The organism is Shouchella rhizosphaerae, from assembly GCF_036700015.1.
GTDB lineage: Bacteria > Bacillota > Bacilli > Bacillales > Bacillaceae_D > Shouchella > Shouchella rhizosphaerae.
In genome coordinates, this window is sequence record NZ_CP144921.1 from 3,333,358 (window position 1) to 3,355,067 (window position 21,710).

General features: G+C 44.1%; 17 protein-coding genes and 3 riboswitches. Of the genes, 9 read left to right on the plus strand and 8 right to left on the minus strand.

Features of this window, described 5'->3' with window-relative positions; genetic code table 11:
* Window positions 1-66: 66 nt before the first annotated feature.
* Entirely contained in the window at window positions 67-891 is an 825-nt protein-coding gene (locus tag V5G21_RS16500) for a glycosyltransferase family 8 protein (RefSeq protein WP_095236126.1), read from the minus strand.
* Window positions 892-1,047: 156 nt separating this feature from the next.
* Here V5G21_RS16500 and V5G21_RS16505 point away from each other — a divergent pair, with 156 nt between their 5' ends.
* Entirely contained in the window at window positions 1,048-1,536 is a 489-nt protein-coding gene (locus V5G21_RS16505) for an LURP-one-related/scramblase family protein (RefSeq protein ID WP_011246282.1), read from the plus strand.
* Window positions 1,537-1,592: 56 nt separating this feature from the next.
* Here the strand turns inward: V5G21_RS16505 and V5G21_RS16510 are convergent, their stop codons facing one another.
* Window positions 1,593-2,678, minus strand: a complete 1,086-nt coding sequence (locus V5G21_RS16510) for a metal ABC transporter solute-binding protein, Zn/Mn family (RefSeq protein WP_338464956.1) — start codon at window positions 2,676-2,678, stop codon at window positions 1,593-1,595.
* 175 nt (window positions 2,679-2,853) lie between these two features.
* Between V5G21_RS16510 and V5G21_RS16515 the strand changes: the two genes are divergently transcribed.
* The 5 genes from V5G21_RS16515 (at window position 2,854) to V5G21_RS16535 (ending at window position 6,946) form a co-directional block, all read left to right on the plus strand.
* Window positions 2,854-3,561 carry a glycerophosphodiester phosphodiesterase gene (locus V5G21_RS16515; RefSeq protein WP_095316901.1) on the plus strand — a complete coding sequence of 236 codons (708 nt, stop codon included), beginning with the start codon at window positions 2,854-2,856 and terminating at the stop codon, window positions 3,559-3,561.
* Window positions 3,562-3,619: 58 nt separating this feature from the next.
* Window positions 3,620-4,150: a GNAT family N-acetyltransferase gene (locus V5G21_RS16520; protein WP_035204400.1), complete on the plus strand. Its 531-nt coding sequence runs from the start codon at window positions 3,620-3,622 to the stop codon at window positions 4,148-4,150.
* A 102-nt stretch (window positions 4,151-4,252) separates the two neighbouring features.
* On the plus strand, window positions 4,253-4,564 hold the full coding sequence (locus V5G21_RS16525) for a hypothetical protein (protein ID WP_011246286.1): 312 nt from the start codon (window positions 4,253-4,255) through the stop codon (window positions 4,562-4,564).
* A 71-nt stretch (window positions 4,565-4,635) separates the two neighbouring features.
* Window positions 4,636-4,737, plus strand: a riboswitch (purine riboswitch).
* Window positions 4,738-4,810: 73 nt separating this feature from the next.
* The gene (locus V5G21_RS16530; protein WP_035204402.1) at window positions 4,811-5,416 is read left to right on the plus strand and encodes a xanthine phosphoribosyltransferase; all 606 of its coding nucleotides are present in this window, start codon (window positions 4,811-4,813) and stop codon (window positions 5,414-5,416) included.
* Between the two features lie 21 nt (window positions 5,417-5,437).
* A complete protein-coding gene (locus tag V5G21_RS16535) occupies window positions 5,438-6,946 on the plus strand; it encodes a uracil permease (RefSeq protein WP_011246288.1) in 1,509 nt (502 codons plus the stop codon).
* A gap of 93 nt (window positions 6,947-7,039) precedes the next feature.
* Here V5G21_RS16535 and V5G21_RS16540 read toward each other — a convergent pair whose 3' ends face one another.
* The 4 genes from V5G21_RS16540 to V5G21_RS16555 form a co-directional block, all read right to left on the minus strand.
* Window positions 7,040-9,811 (minus strand): 5'-nucleotidase C-terminal domain-containing protein, encoded by a 2,772-nt coding sequence (locus tag V5G21_RS16540; RefSeq protein WP_011246289.1) that lies wholly within the window; start codon window positions 9,809-9,811, stop codon window positions 7,040-7,042.
* A 232-nt stretch (window positions 9,812-10,043) separates the two neighbouring features.
* Window positions 10,044-10,478: a regulatory YrvL family protein gene (locus V5G21_RS16545; protein WP_011246290.1), complete on the minus strand. Its 435-nt coding sequence runs from the start codon at window positions 10,476-10,478 to the stop codon at window positions 10,044-10,046.
* 146 nt (window positions 10,479-10,624) lie between these two features.
* A complete protein-coding gene (locus V5G21_RS16550) occupies window positions 10,625-11,641 on the minus strand; it encodes an SEC-C domain-containing protein (RefSeq protein ID WP_011246291.1) in 1,017 nt (338 codons plus the stop codon).
* Window positions 11,642-11,861: 220 nt separating this feature from the next.
* A complete protein-coding gene (locus V5G21_RS16555; protein WP_011246292.1) occupies window positions 11,862-13,349 on the minus strand; it encodes an SLC13 family permease in 1,488 nt (495 codons plus the stop codon).
* Between the two features lie 151 nt (window positions 13,350-13,500).
* A riboswitch (SAM riboswitch) is annotated at window positions 13,501-13,605 on the plus strand.
* Window positions 13,606-13,658: 53 nt separating this feature from the next.
* Window positions 13,659-13,798, plus strand: a riboswitch (cobalamin riboswitch).
* 154 nt (window positions 13,799-13,952) lie between these two features.
* Here V5G21_RS16555 and metE point away from each other — a divergent pair.
* Window positions 13,953-16,247, plus strand: a complete 2,295-nt coding sequence (metE, locus tag V5G21_RS16560; protein WP_041823739.1) for a 5-methyltetrahydropteroyltriglutamate--homocysteine S-methyltransferase — start codon at window positions 13,953-13,955, stop codon at window positions 16,245-16,247.
* A 112-nt stretch (window positions 16,248-16,359) separates the two neighbouring features.
* On the opposite strand, the gene V5G21_RS16565 is transcribed toward metE, so the two are convergent.
* On the minus strand, window positions 16,360-17,985 hold the full coding sequence (locus tag V5G21_RS16565; protein WP_011246294.1) for a carbon starvation CstA family protein: 1,626 nt from the start codon (window positions 17,983-17,985) through the stop codon (window positions 16,360-16,362).
* A gap of 9 nt (window positions 17,986-17,994) precedes the next feature.
* Window positions 17,995-18,501: a hypothetical protein gene (locus tag V5G21_RS16570; protein WP_011246295.1), complete on the minus strand. Its 507-nt coding sequence runs from the start codon at window positions 18,499-18,501 to the stop codon at window positions 17,995-17,997.
* Between the two features lie 184 nt (window positions 18,502-18,685).
* Between V5G21_RS16570 and V5G21_RS16575 the strand changes: the two genes are divergently transcribed.
* Together V5G21_RS16575 and V5G21_RS16580 are read left to right on the plus strand one after the other, a co-directional pair.
* Window positions 18,686-20,095 carry an NAD-dependent succinate-semialdehyde dehydrogenase gene (locus V5G21_RS16575; protein WP_073303907.1) on the plus strand — a complete coding sequence of 470 codons (1,410 nt, stop codon included), beginning with the start codon at window positions 18,686-18,688 and terminating at the stop codon, window positions 20,093-20,095.
* A 545-nt stretch (window positions 20,096-20,640) separates the two neighbouring features.
* The gene (locus V5G21_RS16580) at window positions 20,641-21,630 is read left to right on the plus strand and encodes a 3-oxoacyl-ACP synthase III family protein (protein WP_073303910.1); all 990 of its coding nucleotides are present in this window, start codon (window positions 20,641-20,643) and stop codon (window positions 21,628-21,630) included.
* Window positions 21,631-21,710: the final 80 nt, after the last annotated feature.

Below are 21,710 nucleotides of genomic sequence, written 5' to 3' on the forward strand. Positions count from 1 at the left end.
CGTCCAAAAGAAAGGGACGAGAGCGTTTTTTGCCGATCATAGGGAGAGAAAACCATTGGGCCACGTTCAAAAGCCTAGTGATTTATTTAGAAATGCCTGTTTTTCGTAATGCTTATAAAGGGAATGAAACTTGCCATTGTAATTTTTATGCCATGGTTTCTTTTTTCCGCAAAAGTGGAGGATGACTGTTTGCTGCAGTACAGCGTCAATGTCAAAACGGCCACCGCTTTTTAGTTTGTAGTAGCGGTAATAACGAGCATCGTAATTATAAAGACGTTCATCGACATTTTTGATCTGAGGAGAATAGAGTGCGTTTAATACGTCTTGGTCAGGAAGGACGAGACGGTTTCTGTATGTTTCGACATAGGCAAAAATGTCGTTTATGTCCATGGTTTCCCGTTGCTTGGCTAAGTTCATAAGGAGGACGCCTGAATTGTAGTATGCGTCCATTTCATACGCATTCAGTCTAAACTTATTGATTTCTTGGATGTTAATAAAGCTATGCTGTGCCGCCGCATACAAATAGGAATCGATATTGGTTTCATACAGAGGGCGAATCGGGTTTAACACCAAAATATCGGGATCCAAGTATAAAATGCGGTCAAGCTCCGTCGGAAGAAATCGATAGGCCAACAAACGGTAATACATTTCAGAGGAATAATGTTTGACGACAGGCGCATTGGCAAATAGCGTTTTGTCCGTTTCTACAATGACCAATGAATGCCCTTGATGGCACACAAATTGCTCCAGCAGTTGAAGCTGTTTTTCTGGAATGGACGAATGGATTAAGTAAATCGTAAAGTCTTCGTGTGCATTATTCATAAATAGTGATGTCAACATGACTTGTAAAGGTTTTAAGTAATGGGCGTTAAGGGTCACCAAAATATTCATGGCACATGGTCCTTTGTAAAAGTATTAAAACTGGTTTTATTATCGCAAACGAACCGCCAAGAGGCAAGTATCCGAGTGTACTCCACAGAACCGTGTTGATAATAAGCTATGCTTCATTTATGCTATGGACAGGGGAAAGGGAGTGGCAAGTGGACAATGGATTATTATGTAAAACAACGTATTTTCTCCTTTAAAGATCAGTTCACGGTTTATGATGGGAATGAAAAACCGCTATACAAAGTGGAAGGCAAATTGTTTTCCTTTGCTAACCAATTGGCGATCACAACCGTAGATGGGAACCCAGTCTTGCAAATTAAAGAGAGATTGTTTTCGTTTTTGCCTCATTACACGATTTCGAATGAAGAAAAAGAACTGTGCTACGTAACAAAGAAACTGACTTTCTTTCGTGCCAAGTATGAAATTAACCCCCTTAATTGGACGATAGAGGGCAGTTTGTTGGACCATCATTATCGGGTGGTCGGAGATGGCAAAGAAATTATGAATGTTGAGAAACAATGGTTGAGCTGGGGAGATACATACCATTTAACGATTCACGATCAACGCCATGAGACAATCGGCATTGCCTTAATGATTGTTCTTGATATGGTGCACCATCAGAAGAAAAAAAACTATTCAAACCAGTAACACGAAAAAAGCGCCGCGAAAATCCAGGCGCTTTTGGTGTTTATTGCATACAGCCTTTAATTGTTAAGCGCTGTGCGCAAAGTTTCAATGTTGTTCTCCATAATCGAGAAATAATCCGCGTCGGCTTGTTCATCCTCTTGTGTAAGGGCTTCAAGAGGGTGAATGGTCAGTGCTTCTGCGCCAAGATGGTCTTGCACGACTTTAGCAACAGAAGGCGTAATATTTGGCTCAAAGACTACGTAATGTAAACCAAGCTTTTTCGCTGTTTCTACCGTTTCGACAAGTTGGGTTTGCGACGGTTCATCTGTCGAGGAAATGCCTGCTATCCCAATTTGTTTAATGCCATAACGTTCTTCCCAATAGCCGTAACCAGCATGAGAAACAATGAATGTATCGACTGAAGCATCGTTAACCATTTCCTGCATCTGTGCATCAAGCTCTTCAAATTGCGCCTTTAATGTTTCAAAGTTGTCATTAAAATAGGCTTCTTGTTCAGGTTTTAGCTCAACGAGCATGTCTTTCATCGCTTCTGCCATCTCAATTGAACGAATTGGGTCAAGCCAAACGTGGGGGTCTTGGTCTCCATGATGATGGCCATCGTGTGAGCCGCCTTCCTCCTCATGATCGTCAATTGTGGCTGTAGCGCTATCCCCTTCTCCTTCATTGTCATGCTGGTCATGTCCATCTTCCTCGTCATGGTCGTGATGACCATGCTCGTCTTCAGCTTCATGATTATGAGCGTCATGTTCGTTTCCATGCTCATGGTCGTGTTCACGAGCAATTAAATCTGTTGCAGCAGAAGCTTCTAATGTGACCACATCGTAGTCTTCAACGGCGGAAGTAATTTTATCAGCAAATGGTTCTAGACTTGCCCCGTTGTAAATGAAAGCATCGGCTTCAGCGACGTCAATCATCGTTTGTGGCGTTGGCTCATATGTATGGGCGTCGGCGCCTACAGGAACGATGTTTTCGACCTCCACAAATTCACCACCAATTTTTTTCGTCCAATCTTCATAAGGAAAAATCGTTGTGTATACAGTGATTGTATCTTCTTCAGAAGGACCAGACTGGCTTTCGTCTGCCGGCTGGCAAGCGCCTAACGCAAGCAAGGACGCGCTAGCTATCATCAAATATTTTCTCATCAGTCTCTCCTTTTAAGCGTAATGTTTACGATTTATAAAAGCAAATTTGATTATATCGTAATAATTCTTATGTGTGAAGGGTTTATTTTTAAGTTTATGTTATAAGTTACTGACTTTTCCTTGAAAAATCGATTGTCTCCATTTAATGTGAGAGAACGGGTGAGGTGGTGACCGAATGATTAAAGCAATTGCCCATCGCGGCTATTCGCGCAAATACCCAGAAAACACGCTGTCTGCGTTCGAAGCGGCAATCCGTTTAGGTTTTTATTGGATTGAAATGGACGTGAGGCTTACGAAAGACGGTGTACCGCTGATTATCCACGACCCAAAAGTCGACCGGGTGACGAATGGCAAGGGATGCGTAAAAGATTACTCCCTTGCTGCGTTAAAAGAGTTAACGGTCTATGAAAAAGAACGACTTCCTACTTTAAAAGAAGTGTTTGCTGCTTTTGCGGGCCGCTGCAAAATGGCGATAGAGCTAAAGAAAGACAAAAACGGCGACAATGGCATTGAGCATGCGGTATACCAATTGATTAAAGACTATAACTTGGAGCAGGATGTTTATATCAATTCATTTAACCATGCGTCCATTGAAAGGATGCGGGAACTTTCTCCAGCGCTTGAGCTGGGCCTTATTCAAACGAAGCCAACGAAAGCATTGCTTCCATATATGAAGACAATCCATGCTTCCTCTCTGGCTATTCACATCCGCCATTTCAGCAGAAAATTTGCGGAGCAGTGCAGTCGTGAAGGTGTGCAATTGATTGTTTATAACGTTGACAGTGTCCGTTTGATTAAAAAAATGAGCAACTTCCCGAATGTTCGTTGCACCGTAAATGAACTGGAACGGTTCAAGAAGTGGTATAAGCCAGCAGGTGGTTGATTGGTTTAAACGAGTCGATCGATAACAGTCGATCATCGTTAAAGGGAGGCAGACAGCAATGAAGGGGAAAAATGTCTATTTGCGTGAGTTTAAAATTGATGATTGGCATGACGTCCATGCATATGCCTCGCTTGAACAAGTCTGCCGGTACCAGACATGGGGCCCTAATAACGAAAATGATTCACAAAACTATGTTAAACAAGCGATTGCCGATGCTCGCAAATGTCCTCGGACGAGGTTTGCATTTGCAATTGCTCTGAAAAATAGGGAGCGCGTGGTCGGGGCCGCTGAGTTAGTTATCGACAGTGCTAACAGCAGCGGCGCGATTGGCTACATTGTCCATCCTGATTATTGGGGACAAGGCGTAGCAACAGAGGCAGCTACATGCCTGATAGACGATGGATTTAACCGGCTTAAACTCCACCGCATATGGGCTACATGCGATTCTCGTAACATTGCTTCTGCCAAAGTATTAAAGAAGGTCGGGATGCAGCAGGAAGGGCGCTTGCGGGATCATTTGCGGCTGAGCGATGGCTGGCGTGACTCGTTTGTCTTTGGTTTATTAGAAGATGAAAGAAGCCGGCTGTAGTGGCAAATGGTAGAACAGTGTTTAAGATAACGCTTTGGCTTCCTATAGCAATATGGTACAGTTAACATATAAAAAACGAACGAATAGAAAGAAGGCTGTTTAATGGATAAAGAAACGGTTGTGTTGGTCCGCAAAAAAAGTCCATTGCCATTAAAAATAGGGAAAGTGGCCATAGGCTTTATAGGCATTGCCGGTGTCGTTGCCGGAATAGCGATTGCTTCTTTAGAAGCGAAAAGCATGGTGCAGGCCTTTCTCATTTTGGCAGTTTCGATTATTTGTGTGGGCTTATCGTTGTTGCGTGTGCAAACGGTCACGTGTCCTCATTGTCATTCGGAAACGACAATCCATACGTTGACAGTCGATTTTGAATGTAGGAGCTGCTTGAAACCGACTGCAATAAAATGGGAAAAGTAATTCTGGCTAATTTGCCACAAACCTCTTTTTATTTTTGGTTAGATTCTTTATAATAGGCAAGGGAAACTAAATAAACGAACAAAGCATCAGCTCGTATAATAGCGGTAATATGGTCCGCGAGTCTCTACCAGGCTGCCGATAACGGCCTGACTACGAGTGGTCTTTTTCAGTTGTTATTTTCAAAGCCGAAAGATCACTCTATTTTTATAGTGATCTTTCGGCTTTTTATTTTGAAAGGAGAAAGCAATGGAATTACTAAAAGAAGCGATCCGTAAGCGGGGAAGTGTGTTGTCGAGTGGCGTGCTTAAAGTTGACCAATTTTTAAACCACCAAGTCGATACCAACTTGATGAGCGCAATTGGCGAGGAATTTGCCCGCCTATTTGTGGATGAACATGTAACGAAAGTCGTGACCATCGAGTCGTCTGGTATCGCTCCAAGCTTTATGTGTGCCCATTCTCTTCAAGTGCCATTGATTTTTGCTAGAAAGAAGAAATCAGTGACGATGGACAAAGAAAACGTTTATTCGAGTCGTGTGTACTCTTTTACTAAAAAGGAATATTCAGAGGTGACCGTTTCAAAGGATTGGCTTTGCCCCGGTGACCGTGTGTTAATCATTGATGATTTCCTTGCAAACGGACAAGCTGCTACAGGACTCACGCAAATTGTTGAAGAAGCAGGTGCCACTGTAGCCGGGATCGGCATAGTGATCGAAAAGTCTTTCCAAGATGGAAGGGCGTTGCTTGAAGGAAAAGGTTATCGGATTGAATCGCTGGCGCGCATTTCTTCACTAGAAGGCAACAAGGTTCAGTTTGTAGAAGAATCGGCACATTTTGCTTACAACAAATCTTAAAAAGGGCGGAATATACAATTTATGAATGGCCATTATCCTTTATTTAAAAAACAAGACATTGATGCTTTTTTTGCTCTTTTTCAAAACAATCTCGCAAACTTTGTTGTCATAACGGTTACCTTACTGGGGATGGGATTTCCAGAGTCTCTTGTCTTCGGGCGAATTATTCCTGGCGTGGCTGTCGCTGTTATTGCCGGAAACCTCTATTATGCACACATGGCCAAACGGCTAGCGAAAAAAGAAAATCGTACAGATGTAACGGCGTTATCTTATGGCGTGTCCACGCCTGTCATGTTTGTGTTTCTATTCGGTGTTACCGCTCCGGCTTTGGCGATGACAAACGACTACGAACTAGCCTGGAAAATAGCTGTAGCTGCTGCTTTCTTATCAGGCCTTGTTGAAGCGCTTGTTGCTTTTTTTGGCAATTGGGTCAGAAAGCACACGCCGCGTCCGGCGTTATTAGGCGCATTAGCAGGGGTGGCGTTTACGTTTGTTGCCGGGGAAATGTTGTTTTCTGTTTTTGATGTGCCTGTCATTGGCCTTGTGGCCTTGTCGATCATTTTGCTTGGCTTTGTGGCAAAAGTCGGGATGCCGTTTCGCATTCCTACGTCCCTTTTTGCGATCATTATTGGCGTTATACTAGCGTTTGCACTAGGCTACCAATCTAGTTCAGACGTTGGAAACGCGTTTGCCAATGTTGGTTTCTATCCATTTTTGCCAACGTTGGCAGCGTTCGAAGGCATGTCCGCTTTATTTGGCGTGATGATCGGTTTGCTCGGCATACTCATTCCTATTACGATTTACAATGCGATTGAAACGATGAACAATGTTGATGCAATGGCGGCAGCGGGCGACTCGTATGATGTTCGTGAATGCCAAGCAGTAGATGGCGTTGGCGCGATGCTTGGCGCTTGTTTTGGAGGTATGTTCCCGACAACTGTGTATATTGCAACAGTAGGCGCTAAAGAAATGGGAGCAGGTCGGGGATACAGCATCTTAAATGCGGTGATGTTCTTATTTGCAGCAGCAACTGGTCTTATCGCTGCTTTTTCGGCCCTTATTCCGATGGCGGCGATTGCGCCGATTCTTGTCTTTGTCGGCATGTCGATGATATCGAGTACTTTTGCCAACAACGAGAAGAAGTACTATCCGGCGGTTGCTTTAGCCATGCTTCCTTATATCGCCAACTACATGATGACACGTTTTAACAATAGCGCAGGGGAAGTGGTGGCAGGCATTTCTGAAGGGATTGTGCCTCTAGGTCAAGGAGCAATGTTTACAGCCATAATCATTGGCGCTATTACCGTGTGCCTCATTGATCGAACGTTCCACAAAGCGGCGCTTTTTGCCGGGATCGGCGCTGTCCTTGCGTTCTTTGGCTTTACACATGCCCCTTCACTCGCTCTTAATGCCGCTTTCGACTATACGATTGGCTATGCCTTAATTGCGTTGTTCTTTGTCTATATCGGTTTCCGTGAACAAAAGCAAGAAGCCTCGCTAGCGAGAGAACAAGCGACGAAAGCAGCCTAAAAGTAAAACGTTCAAGCATTGAGACATCCATCACTGTATCATGAATGAATCGCTATAAACAAAAAAGTCGGGAGTGCTCCCGACTTTTTTGTGTTAGTTGCTTACTTTTTTCCAAACATCCCACTGTCCCGATTCACTCGGATTCTCACCTTGCGTCCACCATTTGGCTTCGTACAGCTGGCCTTCATAGTAGACACGATCACCGGCAGTGTAGATTTCATCTGCCTGCCATTCTTGTGGTCCATCAGGCTCCTCATAGCAATCAGTTGCTTTTTTCCAGACGTCCCACCTTCCTGAAGCAGCAGGATTTTCTCCTTGTGTCCACCATTTGGCTTCATAAAAATCGCCTTCATGCTCGACGCGGTCGCCAGCTGTATAAATGGCAGTTTTGTCCCACGCTTTATAATCGCATGCTGGCAGCTCGGGGTCTGGTTCAACTGGTTCTTCGATAAAACCGTATGTTGATGGATTTCTCATGCCTGGCGTTCCAAAATAAGTTTCTAGCGAACCTGTTATCCGTACTTGTTTGCCAATGTTTTCAGGATTGTTGACTAAGTTTAGCCCATTTCGGACAGGCGTGCCGTTCACAAGCTGAACAGGCAACATCTTCGCCCTGTCTGTCTCATCTGGTGAGTCTGCCAATAACAAGTTAGAAGGGGCGTGGCTTCCTTCACCGATAATAGGTCGGTTGTTATTGATCGACCCGACAATGTAGCCCTTGACTGCCTTTGTGCCTGAGTTGTTGGCGATTGCTTCTGCGACAGTCAGTGTGCCAGTAGGGTCTTCCGGCTCTTTGCCTTCAATGGCAATGCGGCTTCCTTCTGTATAATCGATTGGCTCTGTTTGCGTAGATACATAATCAACGACAGCTTGCCAAACAGGGCCGTAGCTGTTATCAATAGCCGTGCCAAGGTTGTAAAAGGTTGAGGCATGCATATAGTCGTTATAAGCGACAGTATACGTTCCATTAAGGTCAAGTGGTTCGCCGTTTTCAAGTAGTATAGTCACATCGTTAAAGACGCTGTTCTCGTCTGGAATGAGCGTGTAAGTCAAGCCCGAACCTTGCAAATCAACGCCTCGATGGTAACGTGATTGTTCGAGCAAAACTTCTTTTAGGCGGGAACCTGTCGTTTCGACTACTACAATGGTGTTGCCATAACGGTCAAGAGCTTCAATTTGTTTGTCTGTAATCGAGCCTGGAGGAATTTCTCCAGTGATGGAAGAACTGTTTAATAGCGCAAAGTCGCTGCCTGTTTTAGCTCGAATTGAATCGGCGTATAAGTTGCCAAGGCCAACATCTTGTTTGTTTTTGTTTTCAGAATAAAGGCCAGTGTTCGTCGAGCCGATGATTTCCCCTGGATTTGGCGCAGTTGGATCCACTTTTAAAGCAATCCGCCCCTCGCTTTCATAGTCAAGCGCTTGGCCTGCAGCCGTACGTTCCAAAGCATATTGTTCCATTGCCGTCGTCATTAGGCCTACTGTTTCTTGTAAGATTTCGCCTTCAAAATGGTAGCCTGATCCGCCAGTACCAATATAGTCAGCAACTGCGACTTTATAAGTGGAGTCTGCCTCAAGTGGCTGGCCATCGATAGATAGGTTCACGTCAATAAAGTTGCCTGTCATTCCTGTTATGATTTCGTAGTGCAGTCCTGATGTTTGCAAATCGATTTGGTTGCGATCATCACGGGCGTATGAATAAGCGATGACGTTTTCAATCGCTTCGCCTGTCATTTCAATTACCATGATCTCGTTGGCAAAAGGCTCAATTTTATAGATGTCGTTTAATGTCACTTCGCCAGGGGCAATGCTGTCGCGGATGCCGCCATTATTCGTTAAGGCAATATCTGCATCGGCAAAAGCGCGCATGGCATCTGTCCAAAAATTGCCGAGAGGAGCATCGCGATCATAGCGTCCGTCACGGGATAGCCCGGTGTTTGAATAGCCGATTACTTTGCCGAGAAGCTCATCCATCTCTTCGTTGTACTTGTCAATAACTGCTTGGACGTCTTCGTCTGTTTCTGTTAAGGAGGATACCGCAGTAAGCTGGCCTGAAACTTCGGTTACTTCATCAGTTGTCTCATTGTAGGTGAAATCGAGTTCACCAATATGTTGCAAATTGGAACCCGTTTGGACAATTGGCGTGCCGTTTACAACAGCAGGAGCGTTTAACGTCGTATGAGAATGGCCACCTATAATCGCATCAAAATACTCGACTTCATTTGCAAGGCGGCGGTCTTGGTCGTAGCCGATGTGAGTTAGAGCAATAATGACATCAGCTTGACTTTCTAGCTCGTCCTTATAAGCAAGTGCTGTTCCAATATAATCATTATCGAATTCCATACCAATTACATTTGCTGGTGCTGTTGCTGGCGGCGCTTGCGTTAAGCTAAATAATGCAACGGAGATGCCATCTGCATCTATTAACACATAAGGTTTCGTATTTTCGACACCCGTCGCCCCTGTATCAAGGTTGGCCGCAAGCCAAGGAAAGTCTGCCTGTTCCATGTTCGTTTTTAAATGGTCTTGTCCGTAGTCAAACTCATGATTGCCAATAGTGAACGCATCTAAGCCAGCAAGGTTAAATACATCAATCATTGGCTTTCCGTTGTTTAAATCGACGACAGGATTGCCGCTCGCAAAATCGCCGGCATCGACATACAGAAAATGGTCGGACGATTGCCGCTTGTTCTGTATGTAAGCTGCTACTTTCCCGTACTCGTCAAAGCTAGCATGGATATCATTCGTATGAATGATATGAAGTGTTTTTTCACCTGTTTCTCCAGAAGCGGATTGTGGGACGGTTAAACAGACGAATAGAGTAAAAACAAGCAGAATCATGTGTCGCATTGATTTTCGTACCGGCATATTGTTCCTCCTTAAAAGATGATCAGCACCAAATGGGCCTACTCAAATCATAGCAGAAAAAACCGCTTAATAGTGTTTTATAATGTAATAGATTGTAAAAGTTACGCTAAAAATAAGAGGGACGTACTAGTATAGGAAGTAGAAAAGCGGGTATAAAATCATAATATTCCGTCTATTAAACAAAATAGATCACCTGCCTAAGGGCAAGCACCTATCGGTAAGCAAACTTCTATCAGCCTTTCTGGCTGTAATCCTCATTGTCAATGAGCATCTCTATTACGACGACAAACGCAGCAAGGGCTGCTTGGGACATCAGTTTAATATGGATGGTAGACATATAGTGGTTAAGCAAAAAAACAACAGGAAGTGTGAATGTATACCTTATGCAAAATTCTAGTATTTTCTGAAGCAGTCTGCTTGCGACAGCAGGGAGAAGCAACGTATTGAACACTTTAACAAACAATTCAACAAAAATGCCGAGCAGCAAAAAAAGCAAGACAAACAAAGCTAAAGCTTGAACAGAGTCATAGCCGATGCCTAGCAGTTGGAACAAACCGGCCATCCCTAAATAATATATACCAAAGATGAATGCGAGAACCGCTGCTGAGATGACAATGATAAAAAACACAGTTACGCATACAGTGAGCAGCGAAGAACCCTTACGCATCAAATCCCTCCTTTTAACAAAAGCGCCTCGAGCTGATGGCCCGAAGCGTCTCGAGCTGATGGCGCCTGAAGCTAGACGATAACAAAAGCGCAAGGCGCGTAAACGAGAATCGAACAGCCAAAGCGAAGACTTTGGCTGTTCAGCCATTAGGCCGTTGCTGTTTCTTTTAGCACAGTCACAATTTCTGCAGAGCGAGCGGAAATTGTTGATGGGCTAACACCATACTTTTTAGCAAGTGCCTTTTGTGTAGCAGAAATAGGCGCAATTGTTTGAAGGGCGTATTCCATCGCAGCAGCGTACGCTGCTGGCTTGCGGATTGCCGGATTCTGTTCCTGGCAAAACTGGTTCCATTTCTCTAAGGCAAGCATTTCAATTTCCGGCGGGCATCGATCAAGGCGGAGGCCATTGAGCAATGCTTCGGCTGTTTCCTTTTGTTTGTCTGTATGCCAGCGAAACTGATCAGGAGCAACTGTTGGAGCCTGTTCGCTATTTAAAAGGGCGGACAACAGCTGCGGCCACTTCTGCAAAAAGGCGTCTTCTGTTTCGTTTACAAACGAAGCGACTTTTTGTTTAATAGCAGCCGTTTTTTCAGGCAAATGGCTAATAACAGGACCAATAAAGGACATGTGCGCATCAGATTTTGCCGGAAAGCCGATGACAGTGGAGCCTGGTCGTGCAGTCTTCTCATGTTCAGTTGGCAATGTATGGTCGATCTGCTGTCCCGTTAACAAATCGACGCTTCTGTACACGCGCTCATCCGTTTGCTGTTTAATTTCAAGAACAGCTGGGCGCGTGTGTTTCCAAGTTTCCAACAGGAAAGCAGTTTTTGGGCGTTTGATCTTTCTCTTTTTCCCTTCATAAAAAACATCAAAAATCGTTGTCTCATCCTCTTGAATGGGCTTTGTGAAAATCAACCAAACAAGCAACATGCTTGAAAGTGTTTCAGTCACCGTTTTATCAGCCTCAGGATAAACGGAATGGTAGCTTTGCACCCAATTTGTTAACTGTTTTTGATAGCGGGTAAATGCCATGTAAAGCAATTCGGTTTCAAGCTGGTTTAGTTCGTCTTGTACGACCATCGCCTGGCTAGATGAGCGATTCATACAGCATTTTTTATATTTTTTTCCGCTCCCGCATGGGCACAGATCGTTTCGTTTAGGCATCGATGTTCCTCCTTATCAATCAACTCTCCTATTTTAACAGATTCCACAAAGAAAAAAAGGTGTTTGCCTGGGGAAATGTTGGGACATAGAAAAGATAAGTGCGTGATCGGCATAAAAAAACCCACACTCTAGAGCATGGGCATCAGTTTGTAGCAAAACGCTCTCGTTCTTCCTTCGGCTAATAAGCGTTCTCTACTCGTTTAATGGATTATGTGGATTGTTATCTTGAAATTCCGAAGACTACAGGCATCCAAAAGTAGACGGCCAGTGTAATAACAATGACACTAAGAATGTTTAGCCATACGCCTGCTTTAACCATGTCGGCTATATCCAGTTCACCTGCGCTGAAGACGGCCGTATTAGGGGGTGTTGCCACAGGAAGCATGTAACAAGAGCCTGCAGCGAGCGCAACAGCAGCCATCATAAAGAGGGGATCCATGCCAATAGCCACTCCTAACCCGGCCGCAATTGGCAGCACCAAATTGGCGACAGCGGTATTCGATAAAATCTCAGTCATCGCCAGTACAATGACTACTAGCAAAAGAATCACAATAAAGGCCGCGTATTTTTCAAGTCCTTCTAACGCTACGGCAATCCAGTCGTTTACGCCTGACGATTCAAGGCTTTTCGCTAAGGCAAGCCCGCCTCCAAATAAAATGAGAACGCCCCATGGCAGTTTTGCTAAGTCCTCCCATTTTAAAATCCGTTCACCCTGTTTAGTGCTTGGTAAAAAGAAGAGTGAGATCGCTCCTAACATCGAAACACTTGCATCAGGCAAGTTTCCGAGGTTATCGAGAAACACCAAGGCTGAGAAGGTGTTTGCTAGCCAAAGAATACCGGGTTTTCCGACCCAGAGGAAAATGGTGATAAGAAATACGACAATGACGATCCATTCCTCCGTTTGAATAGGCCCTAGTTTTTTCTTTTCTTCTTTAATAAATCCGACAGAGCGTTGTTGCTTGACTTTGACTTTAAACCGGATTTTTGTCAAATAGAAATAGAGGCAAATAAACATTACCACTGCAACAGGGCCAGCGAAAATAAGCCATTGCAAGAAAGTGACTTCAATACCAAACTGAATGCTAGCAATACCGGCAAGGGCCGCATTGGGCACGGCAGCAACTAAAGTGGCAAGCCCGCCAATCGTGGCTGTGTATGCAACCGCTAACAAAATCGCTTTAGCAAAATAGTGTACGTTTTCCCCGGTTAAAATGTGTTTTTCGCGAACTTCAGAAATAAGAGCAAGGGCAACAGGCAACATCATAAGAGCGGTAGCGGCATTTGAAATGAATAGCGTAAGCGTGCCTGTCGCCAACATAATGCCCAAAATGATTTTGTGGCTTTCTGTTCCAATAAAATCAATAATGGATAAAGCCATTCGCCTATGTAAATTCCATTTTTCAATCGCAATTGCGAGAATAAAGCCGCCTAAATACATGAAAATTACAGGTTCCGAATAGCCACTCGATACAACGTCAATCGGTGCACCGCCAAATAAGGGGATGATAATAAGCGGTATTAAGGAAGCAGCTGCCATTGGAACTGCCTCAGTTACCCACAAAGTGCCGACTAATGCGACTGTGGCAAGAACAACGCGCCCTTCATAGCCAATGGCATCGTCTGGGATGAGCAAAAAAGCAAGCAAAGCCAGAATCGGGCCAAGCACGAGACCAATTTTGTTTGCCTGAGAATACGACTTTGATTTCAAAAAACGATCACCTGCTTTTAAAAATATTCGTTTGCGTTTTTATAGTTTACGAGAATCGTGTCACATTTTGCAATAAAAATGGATTCTATTTTTGTTTTGACAACTATGAAAACTCATGCTACAGTATGAACAACACATTTTCATAAAAACACTCTTATAACGAGAAGCGGAGGGACTGGCCCAATGAAGCTTCAGCAACCATTCATTGCGATGAAAAGGTGCTAAATCCAGCAAAGGGAACTTTGGCAGATAAGGGGATTCATTTCGTGAAAACAACACCCTTTCCAATCCCGGAACGGGTGTTTTTCAATTTTATAGATGCAACCAGGTGCGGCTATTGCCGCTTAAAAGGGGAAGCTGGTGAAAATCCAGGACGGTCCCGCCACTGTGACACGAGATGCAACATTTATTCGTGAAGTCAGATTGCCTGCCTGTTTGTACTGCTTGACTCTACGTGGATATAGAGAGGAGTGGATAACAAAGCCAATGGAATGTTTGTGCCGAGGCGCGAGTTAACAATTGGCTAACTTTCCAAATCCCTTTTAATTACGTAATGGGGATTTTTTGTTTGTCGATGATAAAAACATGAAGGGGTGGAGAAATTTGAGCAAAGTGAGAAGTTCATCATTAGGGTATCCGCGGATTGGCGGCCAGCGAGAATGGAAAAAAAACCTTGAGGCGTTTTGGGCAGGAAAGCGCTCAAAAACTGATTTTTTGCAGGAACAGAAATCGTTAAGGCTATCTTATTTGCAAAAACAGCAACAGCTCGGCCTTGATCTCATTCCGGTAGGCGATTTTAGTGATTATGACCATGTGTTAGACACGGCTGTTGCTTTCGGAATTGTGCCAGAAAGATTTGCGTATGCTGGCGGAAAAGTGGAGGAGGAAACGTATTTTGCGATTGCCCGGGGAACGGATGATGCTGTCGCAGCCGAAATGACAAAGTGGTTCAACACCAACTACCACTATATTGTCCCAGAGTTAACGGCTAGCAGAGAACCAGCCCTTGTCGATAACCGCTGGCTACGTTTGTACGAAGAGGCAAAAAGTGAACTTGGCATTAACGGCAAACCGGTACTTCTTGGGCCAGTCAGTTTTGTGAAACTAGCAAAACAATATGGAAATAAATCCTTCTCCGAACATGTGCAGACACTTGTGCCTTTGTACGGACAAGTACTGGCTGAATTGGCACAGGCAGGCGCGCCATTGATTCAAGTAGATGAACCGATTTTGGCTGGCGATGTGACCGAAGCAGAGTGGGCTGTTGTCGAGGAAACGTATCAGTCATTAGCGAAACTAGCGCCAAACGCCAAGCTTTTGCTGCAAACCTATTTTGAGAGCGTCGCTGACTATAACCGTTTTATACAGCTGCCAGTTGCGGGGCTAGGATTTGACTTTGTAGCTGGAAAAGAAGAAACATTTCAAAATCTTCGTGTAAACGGATTTCCAAACGATAAGCTGTTAGCACTTGGCGTTATTGATGGACGTAACATTTGGCGGACGGATCTTACAGCTGTCAATGCCGAACTAAAGGAAGTGTTACAGGTAGTTGAACGGGAAAGGCTCATTCTCCAACCATCATCTAGCCTTTTGCATGTGCCAGTAACGGTCCAATCAGAAGAGAAAATAGCAGATGAATTAAAAGAAGCGATTGCATTTGCGGATGAAAAAATAATCGAGATCGTTTCATTGGCGAAAGTGGTCAACGGTCACGAGCCACCTTCGTTATTAGAAGCGAGCAAACACGCGTTAGGGCGATTAAATGCTTCAGAAGCCCGGAACAATCAATCGGTCCAACAAGAAGTAGCACAAATCAGCAGCGAGGACCCATCCCGTGGTCTAGACGCACCTACGCGTGCCAAGTTGCAAGCGGCCAAACTGAAACTGCCGCTGTTGCCGACGACGACGATTGGCAGTTTTCCACAAACAAAAGAGATCCGTAAAAAACGGTTAGACTGGCGCAAAGGAAAATTGGACAGTGCTGGCTATGAAACATTCATTAACGCCGAGATAGACCGCTGGATCGCTATCCAAGAACAGCTTGGGCTCGACGTCCTTGTCCATGGCGAATTTGAACGGACAGACATGGTTGAATTTTTTGGCGAAAAGCTTGGCGGCTTCCAGTTTACTACATATGGCTGGGTTCAGTCTTATGGGTCACGTTGTGTCAAACCGCCAATTATTTACGGAGATGTTTACTTTAAACAACCAATGACTGTAAAAGAAACGGTTTATGCCCAATCCAAAACAGACAAACCGGTTAAGGGGATGCTAACTGGTCCAGTCACGATTTACAATTGGTCGTTTCCAAGGGCTGATATTACGGAAGGGGAGGCGGTTAATCAAATTGCTCTCGCTTTGCGCAAAGAAGTCCTTGCCCTTGAAAAACATGGAATTGGCGTCATTCAAGTAGATGAACCTGCTTTGCGGGAAGGATTGCCGCTTAAGCGCGCGAAATGGCAAAGCTATCTTGACCAATCGGTAACGGCCTTTCAGTTGACGGTCAACCAAGTAAAGCCAGAAACGCAAATCCATACGCATATGTGTTATTCTGATTTCCAAGATATTATCGAAGCGATTGACGGGCTTGACGCAGACGTCATTTCAATCGAAATGTCCCGTAGCCACGGGGAACTAATTTCATCATTCGAAGAGTACACGTATAACAAAGGCATTGGCCTCGGTGTATATGACATTCACAGCCCCCGCGTTCCGGCTAAAGAAGAAATTGCCCGTAACATTGAGCGTGCGCTGAATGTCTTACATCCAAAGCAATTTTGGGTCAATCCTGACTGCGGCTTGAAAACACGGCAAGAACCAGAAACAGTGGCTGCATTAAAGGTGATGGTGGAGGCAGCGAAGGAAGCCCGGCAAACACTTGAGACGAAGACCATTTAACTTTTTGGCAGCAAAGCATTCAAACGTTTGACAAGCGTTTTCTATCAGTCTGAAGGGCATTATCGACTTACTTTGTTAATAACTTCAGCATGGGGCAGACGCCCCATGCTTTTTATGCGTTTAAATCAGTTGGTTTTTGCTTGTTTTTAGGTTTTGTAACACTGCGGGCCCCCTCGATGCCGAGGAATACGCACATCACAAATAGGATGAAAGAAGCAACAACGAGCAAGTAATCACCGGCAAGAAAATTGGAATGCATCATAACGAGAAGCGCTGATGTGGTGACAATAAACATAAACACCATAGGGATGATCACAAACAATGCTTTCGATTTTGTTTTCACAAGCCATAAGGTAATGGCAAGGAGAGCCAACGCCCCAAGCATTTGGTTGGCGGCGCCAAACAGCGGCCATACGCTTTGCCATGTGCCGGAAAGGGCAAGCGTCGTTGCTCCTATTAAGCCGAGTACGGTTGCCGTATGCTTATTACGAAGCAACTGCACGTTGATGCTTTCGCCTAGTTCCGTAACAGCATAACGCATGAGCCGCGTGGCCGAGTCAAGTGTTGTCATTAAGAATGCCGATGCAGCGAGTGCCGTAAACGTAACACCAGCTGCCACAGGCAATCCCCACGTGTTCATAAAGTGTCCAATGCCCACGGAAAACACACTAATCGGATCATTCAGTTCGGCCATAAGCGCATTAAATTGGTCAAGTGTTAAATAAGCAACGGAACCAATCGCGATGATGGCAACAAATGCTTCGATTAACATGGAACCGTAAGCGACAAAGCGGCCATTCTTTTCGTTATTCAGCTGTTTGGACGTTGTTCCCGACGAAACGAGTGAATGGAAGCCGGAAATCGCCCCACATGCAATTGTAATAAACAAAATGGGAAACAAAAAGCCGAGCGTATCATTATAAAAACCGGTAAAGGCAGGCATTTGAATAGTAGGCCTAGCGATTAACAAACCTAAAAATGCGCCACCAATTAGAAAATAGAGCAAAAATGAATTTAAGTAATCACGGGGTTGTAGTAAAAACCAGACAGGCAACACGGACGCGAAATAGGCGTAAACGATTAAAATGAGCGACCAAGCAGTAGCACTAAGGGTGATTGGAAAGCTTAGGCCAATCCAAACCGATAGTGCCATGGCGACGACGCCAAGCAACGTTGCAAGCGCTAAATGGATGCGCACTTGGTTGACAAGAACGCCGAAACCCATCGCGACAGCAATAAACAAAAGGGAAGCAGTGGCTGCGCCTGGAAAGGACACAAACGTATTTGCAACTAGAATGATAAAGACGCCAATGATCAAAATTAACGTCGCTATCGAAAAGGCTAAGAACATTAACTGCCCACGTTTCCCCATATGTTCTTTAATGACTTCGCCAATCGACTTAGCTTTATGGCGAATGGAAGCTTGCAAAGATGCATAATCATGGGTGCCGCCTACAAAAATGCTGCCGATTATAATCCATAGAACGGCAGGCAGCCAGCCGAACACAATCGCGGCAATTGGCCCAGTAATCGGACCGCCGCCTGCAATTGTCGTGAAATGATGGCCAAGCAGTACAGGCGTTTTCGTCGGAATATACTCCTGTCCGTCATAGAACGTATGTGCAGGCGTTGTCCGTTGTCCGTCAATTTTTAAGCGACGCTCCAAGTATTTTCCATAAGTGAAATAGGCGACAATTAACAAGGCAACGCAAATAAGCATAAGCGTCACAAAATTCACAAGACCACCTCACGTTTTATAAATTTGCAGAAATGGTTCAATAAAGGGCTTCCCTTTTTTGTGCGCGTAAAGCTCGCTTCCGTCTTGAAGCAAAATTCCTGCATAGCGTTCTGCCCAGCCATGCAAGCCCCATTTGACGAATGATAAGCTACGGCAACGGCGTGCCGCTTGACACAGCTCAGGCGAAGGCACTGTTGCTGTTAGCAGCAGTCCGATGTAAATCGACGACATATGCTGAGATGAATGGTTTGCGTTTGTGTGAATATGAGCATCAAGCTGGCGCACAAATTCAGAAAATGTGTCCATTGTTGCTGTTTTTGGCTCATAAAAGAAAAAGTGCTGGTTGTTTTCAACGCTCCAGACTGTTGCTTTCTTGGAAAGGACATAACGTTCATCGCGCCGCTGATAATGGGCACTGAAGCGCAGTGGGAGATGGCCAAGATGGTCGTCTTCATACACATCAAACTGGTGCTTTAAAGCGTTTTGCAGTTGGCGTAAAGGCAATTCAGTTGGCATGGGGCACCTCATTCAAATTGGTAGCGGTTACATACATGTGTTTAGTATACATTTATTAAATCGATAATTCAATTCTTTCTGAAAAAATATCGGTGCTGTCTTCACTAGATCAGAGCCTCTTTTCGACGTTTACATATAGAGGGAAAGGGAACAGAATAAAAAAGCCTCAAAGGAGTTCGATAAGATGAAACTTTTTATAAATGGCGAATGGGTTAGCGAAGAGCTGGATGTATTTGACGTGGTGAATCCGGCTACCGGCGAAGTTGTCGGCTCGGTGCCGAAAGGAGGAGCGAAGGAGGCAAAAGTCGCAGCCGATGGCGCCTACGAGGCGTTGCCTGCATGGGCAGCGCGTTCAGCTTATGAACGAAGCGCCATATTAGAGGCGTGGCACGATCTTATTGCTGAACAGAAAGAGGAACTAGCTCGATTAATGACAATGGAACAAGGCAAACCAATTAATGAAGCGCGAGGGGAAATCGCCTATGCCAATTCATTTATAAAGTGGTATGCAGAAGAGGGCAAACGCATATACGGGGAAACCATTCCGGCTTCATCTCCTGATAAACGTTTATTTGTGGTAAAACAGCCTGTAGGTGTCATCGCTGCGATTACACCGTGGAACTTCCCGGCCGCTATGATTACGCGGAAAGTGGCACCGGCGTTGGCAGTAGGCTGCACAGTGCTGATCAAGCCAGCATCGCAAACGCCATTGACTGCATTGAAACTAGCAGAGCTTGCTGAAAAAGCAGGATTGCCAAAAGGCGTGCTCCACGTTGTTGTTGGGTCAACAAGTGACATCTCAAAAGCGTGGCAGGAAGACGAGCGTGTCCGCAAGTTGACGTTTACCGGCTCTACGGAAATTGGCCGCACTCTTATGAGTGAAGCGGGGCAAACCGTTAAGAAAATCTCTTTGGAGCTTGGCGGGCATGCACCGGTCCTTGTGTTTGAAGATGCCGACATCGATAACGCTGTCCAAGAAACAATCGCCTCCAAATTCCGTAATGGCGGACAGACGTGCGTATGCGCCAATCGTATCTACGTGCATGAATCGATTGCTGAAGCATTCATAACGAAAATGAAACAAGCAGTCGAGCAGCTGAAAGTGGGGAATGGATTGAACGAGGAGACAGACATTGGTCCACTGATTGATGAAGATGCAGTTGATAAAGTCCTTACCCATATTCGAGATGCAAAAGACAAAGGGGCAGAAGTACTAACAGGAGGAAACAGCAGTGACGGGCTGTTTATTAAACCAACTGTCATAGCAGGAGTAACGGATGACATGGCATGCATGTCAGAGGAAACATTCGGCCCCCTCGCACCGATATCTACTTTTAAGACAGAAGAAGAAGTCGTCAAACGGGCAAACGATACGATTTACGGGCTTGCCGCCTACTTATTTACCACTGATCTAAGCCGCGGGATTCGAGTTGCAGAAAAGCTGGACTACGGGGTAGTCGGTTTAAACGACGGCGGCCCATCGGTTGCCCAGGCGCCATTTGGTGGTTTCAAGCAAAGCGGGATTGGCCGTGAGGGAGGCCATGAAGGGTTAGAGGAATTTCTTGAAAGCAAGTACGTTTCTTTAAAAATGTAAAGCTAAGCTGCGCTCAGAGCGCAGCTTTTTAATAATCTATTAATTAAATTAATAGTGATCTAGTAAATTGTATGTAATAAAAGTATGATAGAATACTAATATGGATGAAAACCCCAAAACAAGCATGATTAATAAAGAATTGTCAACAAAAAAAGTGAATATTTAATCAAAAAACTCTTGTAATTAAATTAATAGTAGTATAATCTATTAATAGGTACTAGATTTACTTTGAAGTAAATATATTAATAATGATTAAAGCAACTACGAATAAGTTCAGTTCTAATCATAATAAGTTTGTTTGCATTTAAAATTGCAAATATTTAATATTTATTTATGCTTTTAGTTATTCTAATTGCTATAACACTGTAGTAAATTTTAGGATAAATTAATGGAAGGGGTGGAATAAAGTGAACTATAGCAATGTGTTCCAAATTGAGCATACTTCGGCCATTTCCCGGTGACGGAGACTTTACTAGAAAACATCATGACTAGAATAAGAACATTTGACGCTAGAATGGGATTTTGCGGCAAAATAGGAGGGCAGCATGTATTCAAGCTACATCAAATCGATTGAATTTTTTGTTCCTTATAATAAAGTTCGAAACGATCCGGAAAGCAAACTAACTAAAAAAATCGGTATCCATTCACGACATATTGCTGGAGAAGATGAACTTGCTTCAGATTTAGCTTGTGAAGCTGCCCGAAAACTGTTTGATTCAAATGTATGCAAACCTGAAGATATCGATTTTTTATTATTCTGTACACAGTCACCTGATCATTACTTGCCTACGACTGCTTGTTTAATTCAAGATCGAATGGGTTTGCCAACTTCCTGCGGGGCTTTAGATATAAATCTTGGTTGTTCAGGTTTTGTGTATGGTTTATCGCTCGCAAAAGGATTGATTGAAACTGGAACAGCAAAAAACGTTCTATTGATTACTGCAGATACCTACAGTAAATTTATTCATCCAAAAGACTACTCGGTCACAGAATTATTTGGAGACGGTTCAGCTGCTACTTTAATAACTAGGTGTGAGCGACCTCATTCTTCTGTAGGGCCTTTTGAATTCGGTACTGATGGAAGCGGCGGCAAGAATCTCATTGTTCCTGCTGGTGGAATGCGCGAACGACAAACAACTGACTCACTAATGGAACAGCAAGATGATAAAGGCAATATCCGTTCCAGAGTAAATTTGTATATGAATGGTTATAAAATATTTAAATTTGCGTCGAAAGAAGTAACGAGCTGTGTTAGAAAATTTCTTCAGCAGAACAACGAGACTATTACTGACTATGATTATTTTGTTTTTCATCAAGCTAATGAACATATGATGAAGGCGCTACGGGAGAAATTAGAAATTCCCAAAGACAAGTTCTCCATTCAACTACGTGAGTACGGTAATACAGTCTCCTCTACTATCCCAATAGCCCTGTACCATGAATCAAGGGATAGGAAAATAAAACGAGGAGACAAGCTTATGTTAGTTGGTTTTGGGGTCGGATATTCATGGTCTGTTTGTTCTGTTATTTGGTAAATCGTATCCGAATCTAAAAAAGAAAACTTCTGGATGGGTTCGAGGCGTTTGAAAACTTACAAACTAAACGATTTACAAAC

Coding starts and splice junctions, on each gene's coding strand:
- V5G21_RS16500 (WP_095236126.1), bottom strand. CDS start 891: ATGAATATTTTGGTGACCCTTAACGCCCATTACTTAAAACCTTTACAA.
- V5G21_RS16505 (WP_011246282.1), top strand. CDS start 1,048: ATGGATTATTATGTAAAACAACGTATTTTCTCCTTTAAAGATCAGTTC.
- V5G21_RS16510 (WP_338464956.1), bottom strand. CDS start 2,678: ATGAGAAAATATTTGATGATAGCTAGCGCGTCCTTGCTTGCGTTAGGC.
- V5G21_RS16515 (WP_095316901.1), top strand. CDS start 2,854: ATGATTAAAGCAATTGCCCATCGCGGCTATTCGCGCAAATACCCAGAA.
- V5G21_RS16520 (WP_035204400.1), top strand. CDS start 3,620: ATGAAGGGGAAAAATGTCTATTTGCGTGAGTTTAAAATTGATGATTGG.
- V5G21_RS16525 (WP_011246286.1), top strand. CDS start 4,253: ATGGATAAAGAAACGGTTGTGTTGGTCCGCAAAAAAAGTCCATTGCCA.
- V5G21_RS16530 (WP_035204402.1), top strand. CDS start 4,811: ATGGAATTACTAAAAGAAGCGATCCGTAAGCGGGGAAGTGTGTTGTCG.
- V5G21_RS16535 (WP_011246288.1), top strand. CDS start 5,438: ATGAATGGCCATTATCCTTTATTTAAAAAACAAGACATTGATGCTTTT.
- V5G21_RS16540 (WP_011246289.1), bottom strand. CDS start 9,811: ATGCCGGTACGAAAATCAATGCGACACATGATTCTGCTTGTTTTTACT.
- V5G21_RS16545 (WP_011246290.1), bottom strand. CDS start 10,478: ATGCGTAAGGGTTCTTCGCTGCTCACTGTATGCGTAACTGTGTTTTTT.
- V5G21_RS16550 (WP_011246291.1), bottom strand. CDS start 11,641: ATGCCTAAACGAAACGATCTGTGCCCATGCGGGAGCGGAAAAAAATAT.
- V5G21_RS16570 (WP_011246295.1), bottom strand. CDS start 18,501: ATGCCAACTGAATTGCCTTTACGCCAACTGCAAAACGCTTTAAAGCAC.
- V5G21_RS16575 (WP_073303907.1), top strand. CDS start 18,686: ATGAAACTTTTTATAAATGGCGAATGGGTTAGCGAAGAGCTGGATGTA.
- V5G21_RS16580 (WP_073303910.1), top strand. CDS start 20,641: ATGTATTCAAGCTACATCAAATCGATTGAATTTTTTGTTCCTTATAAT.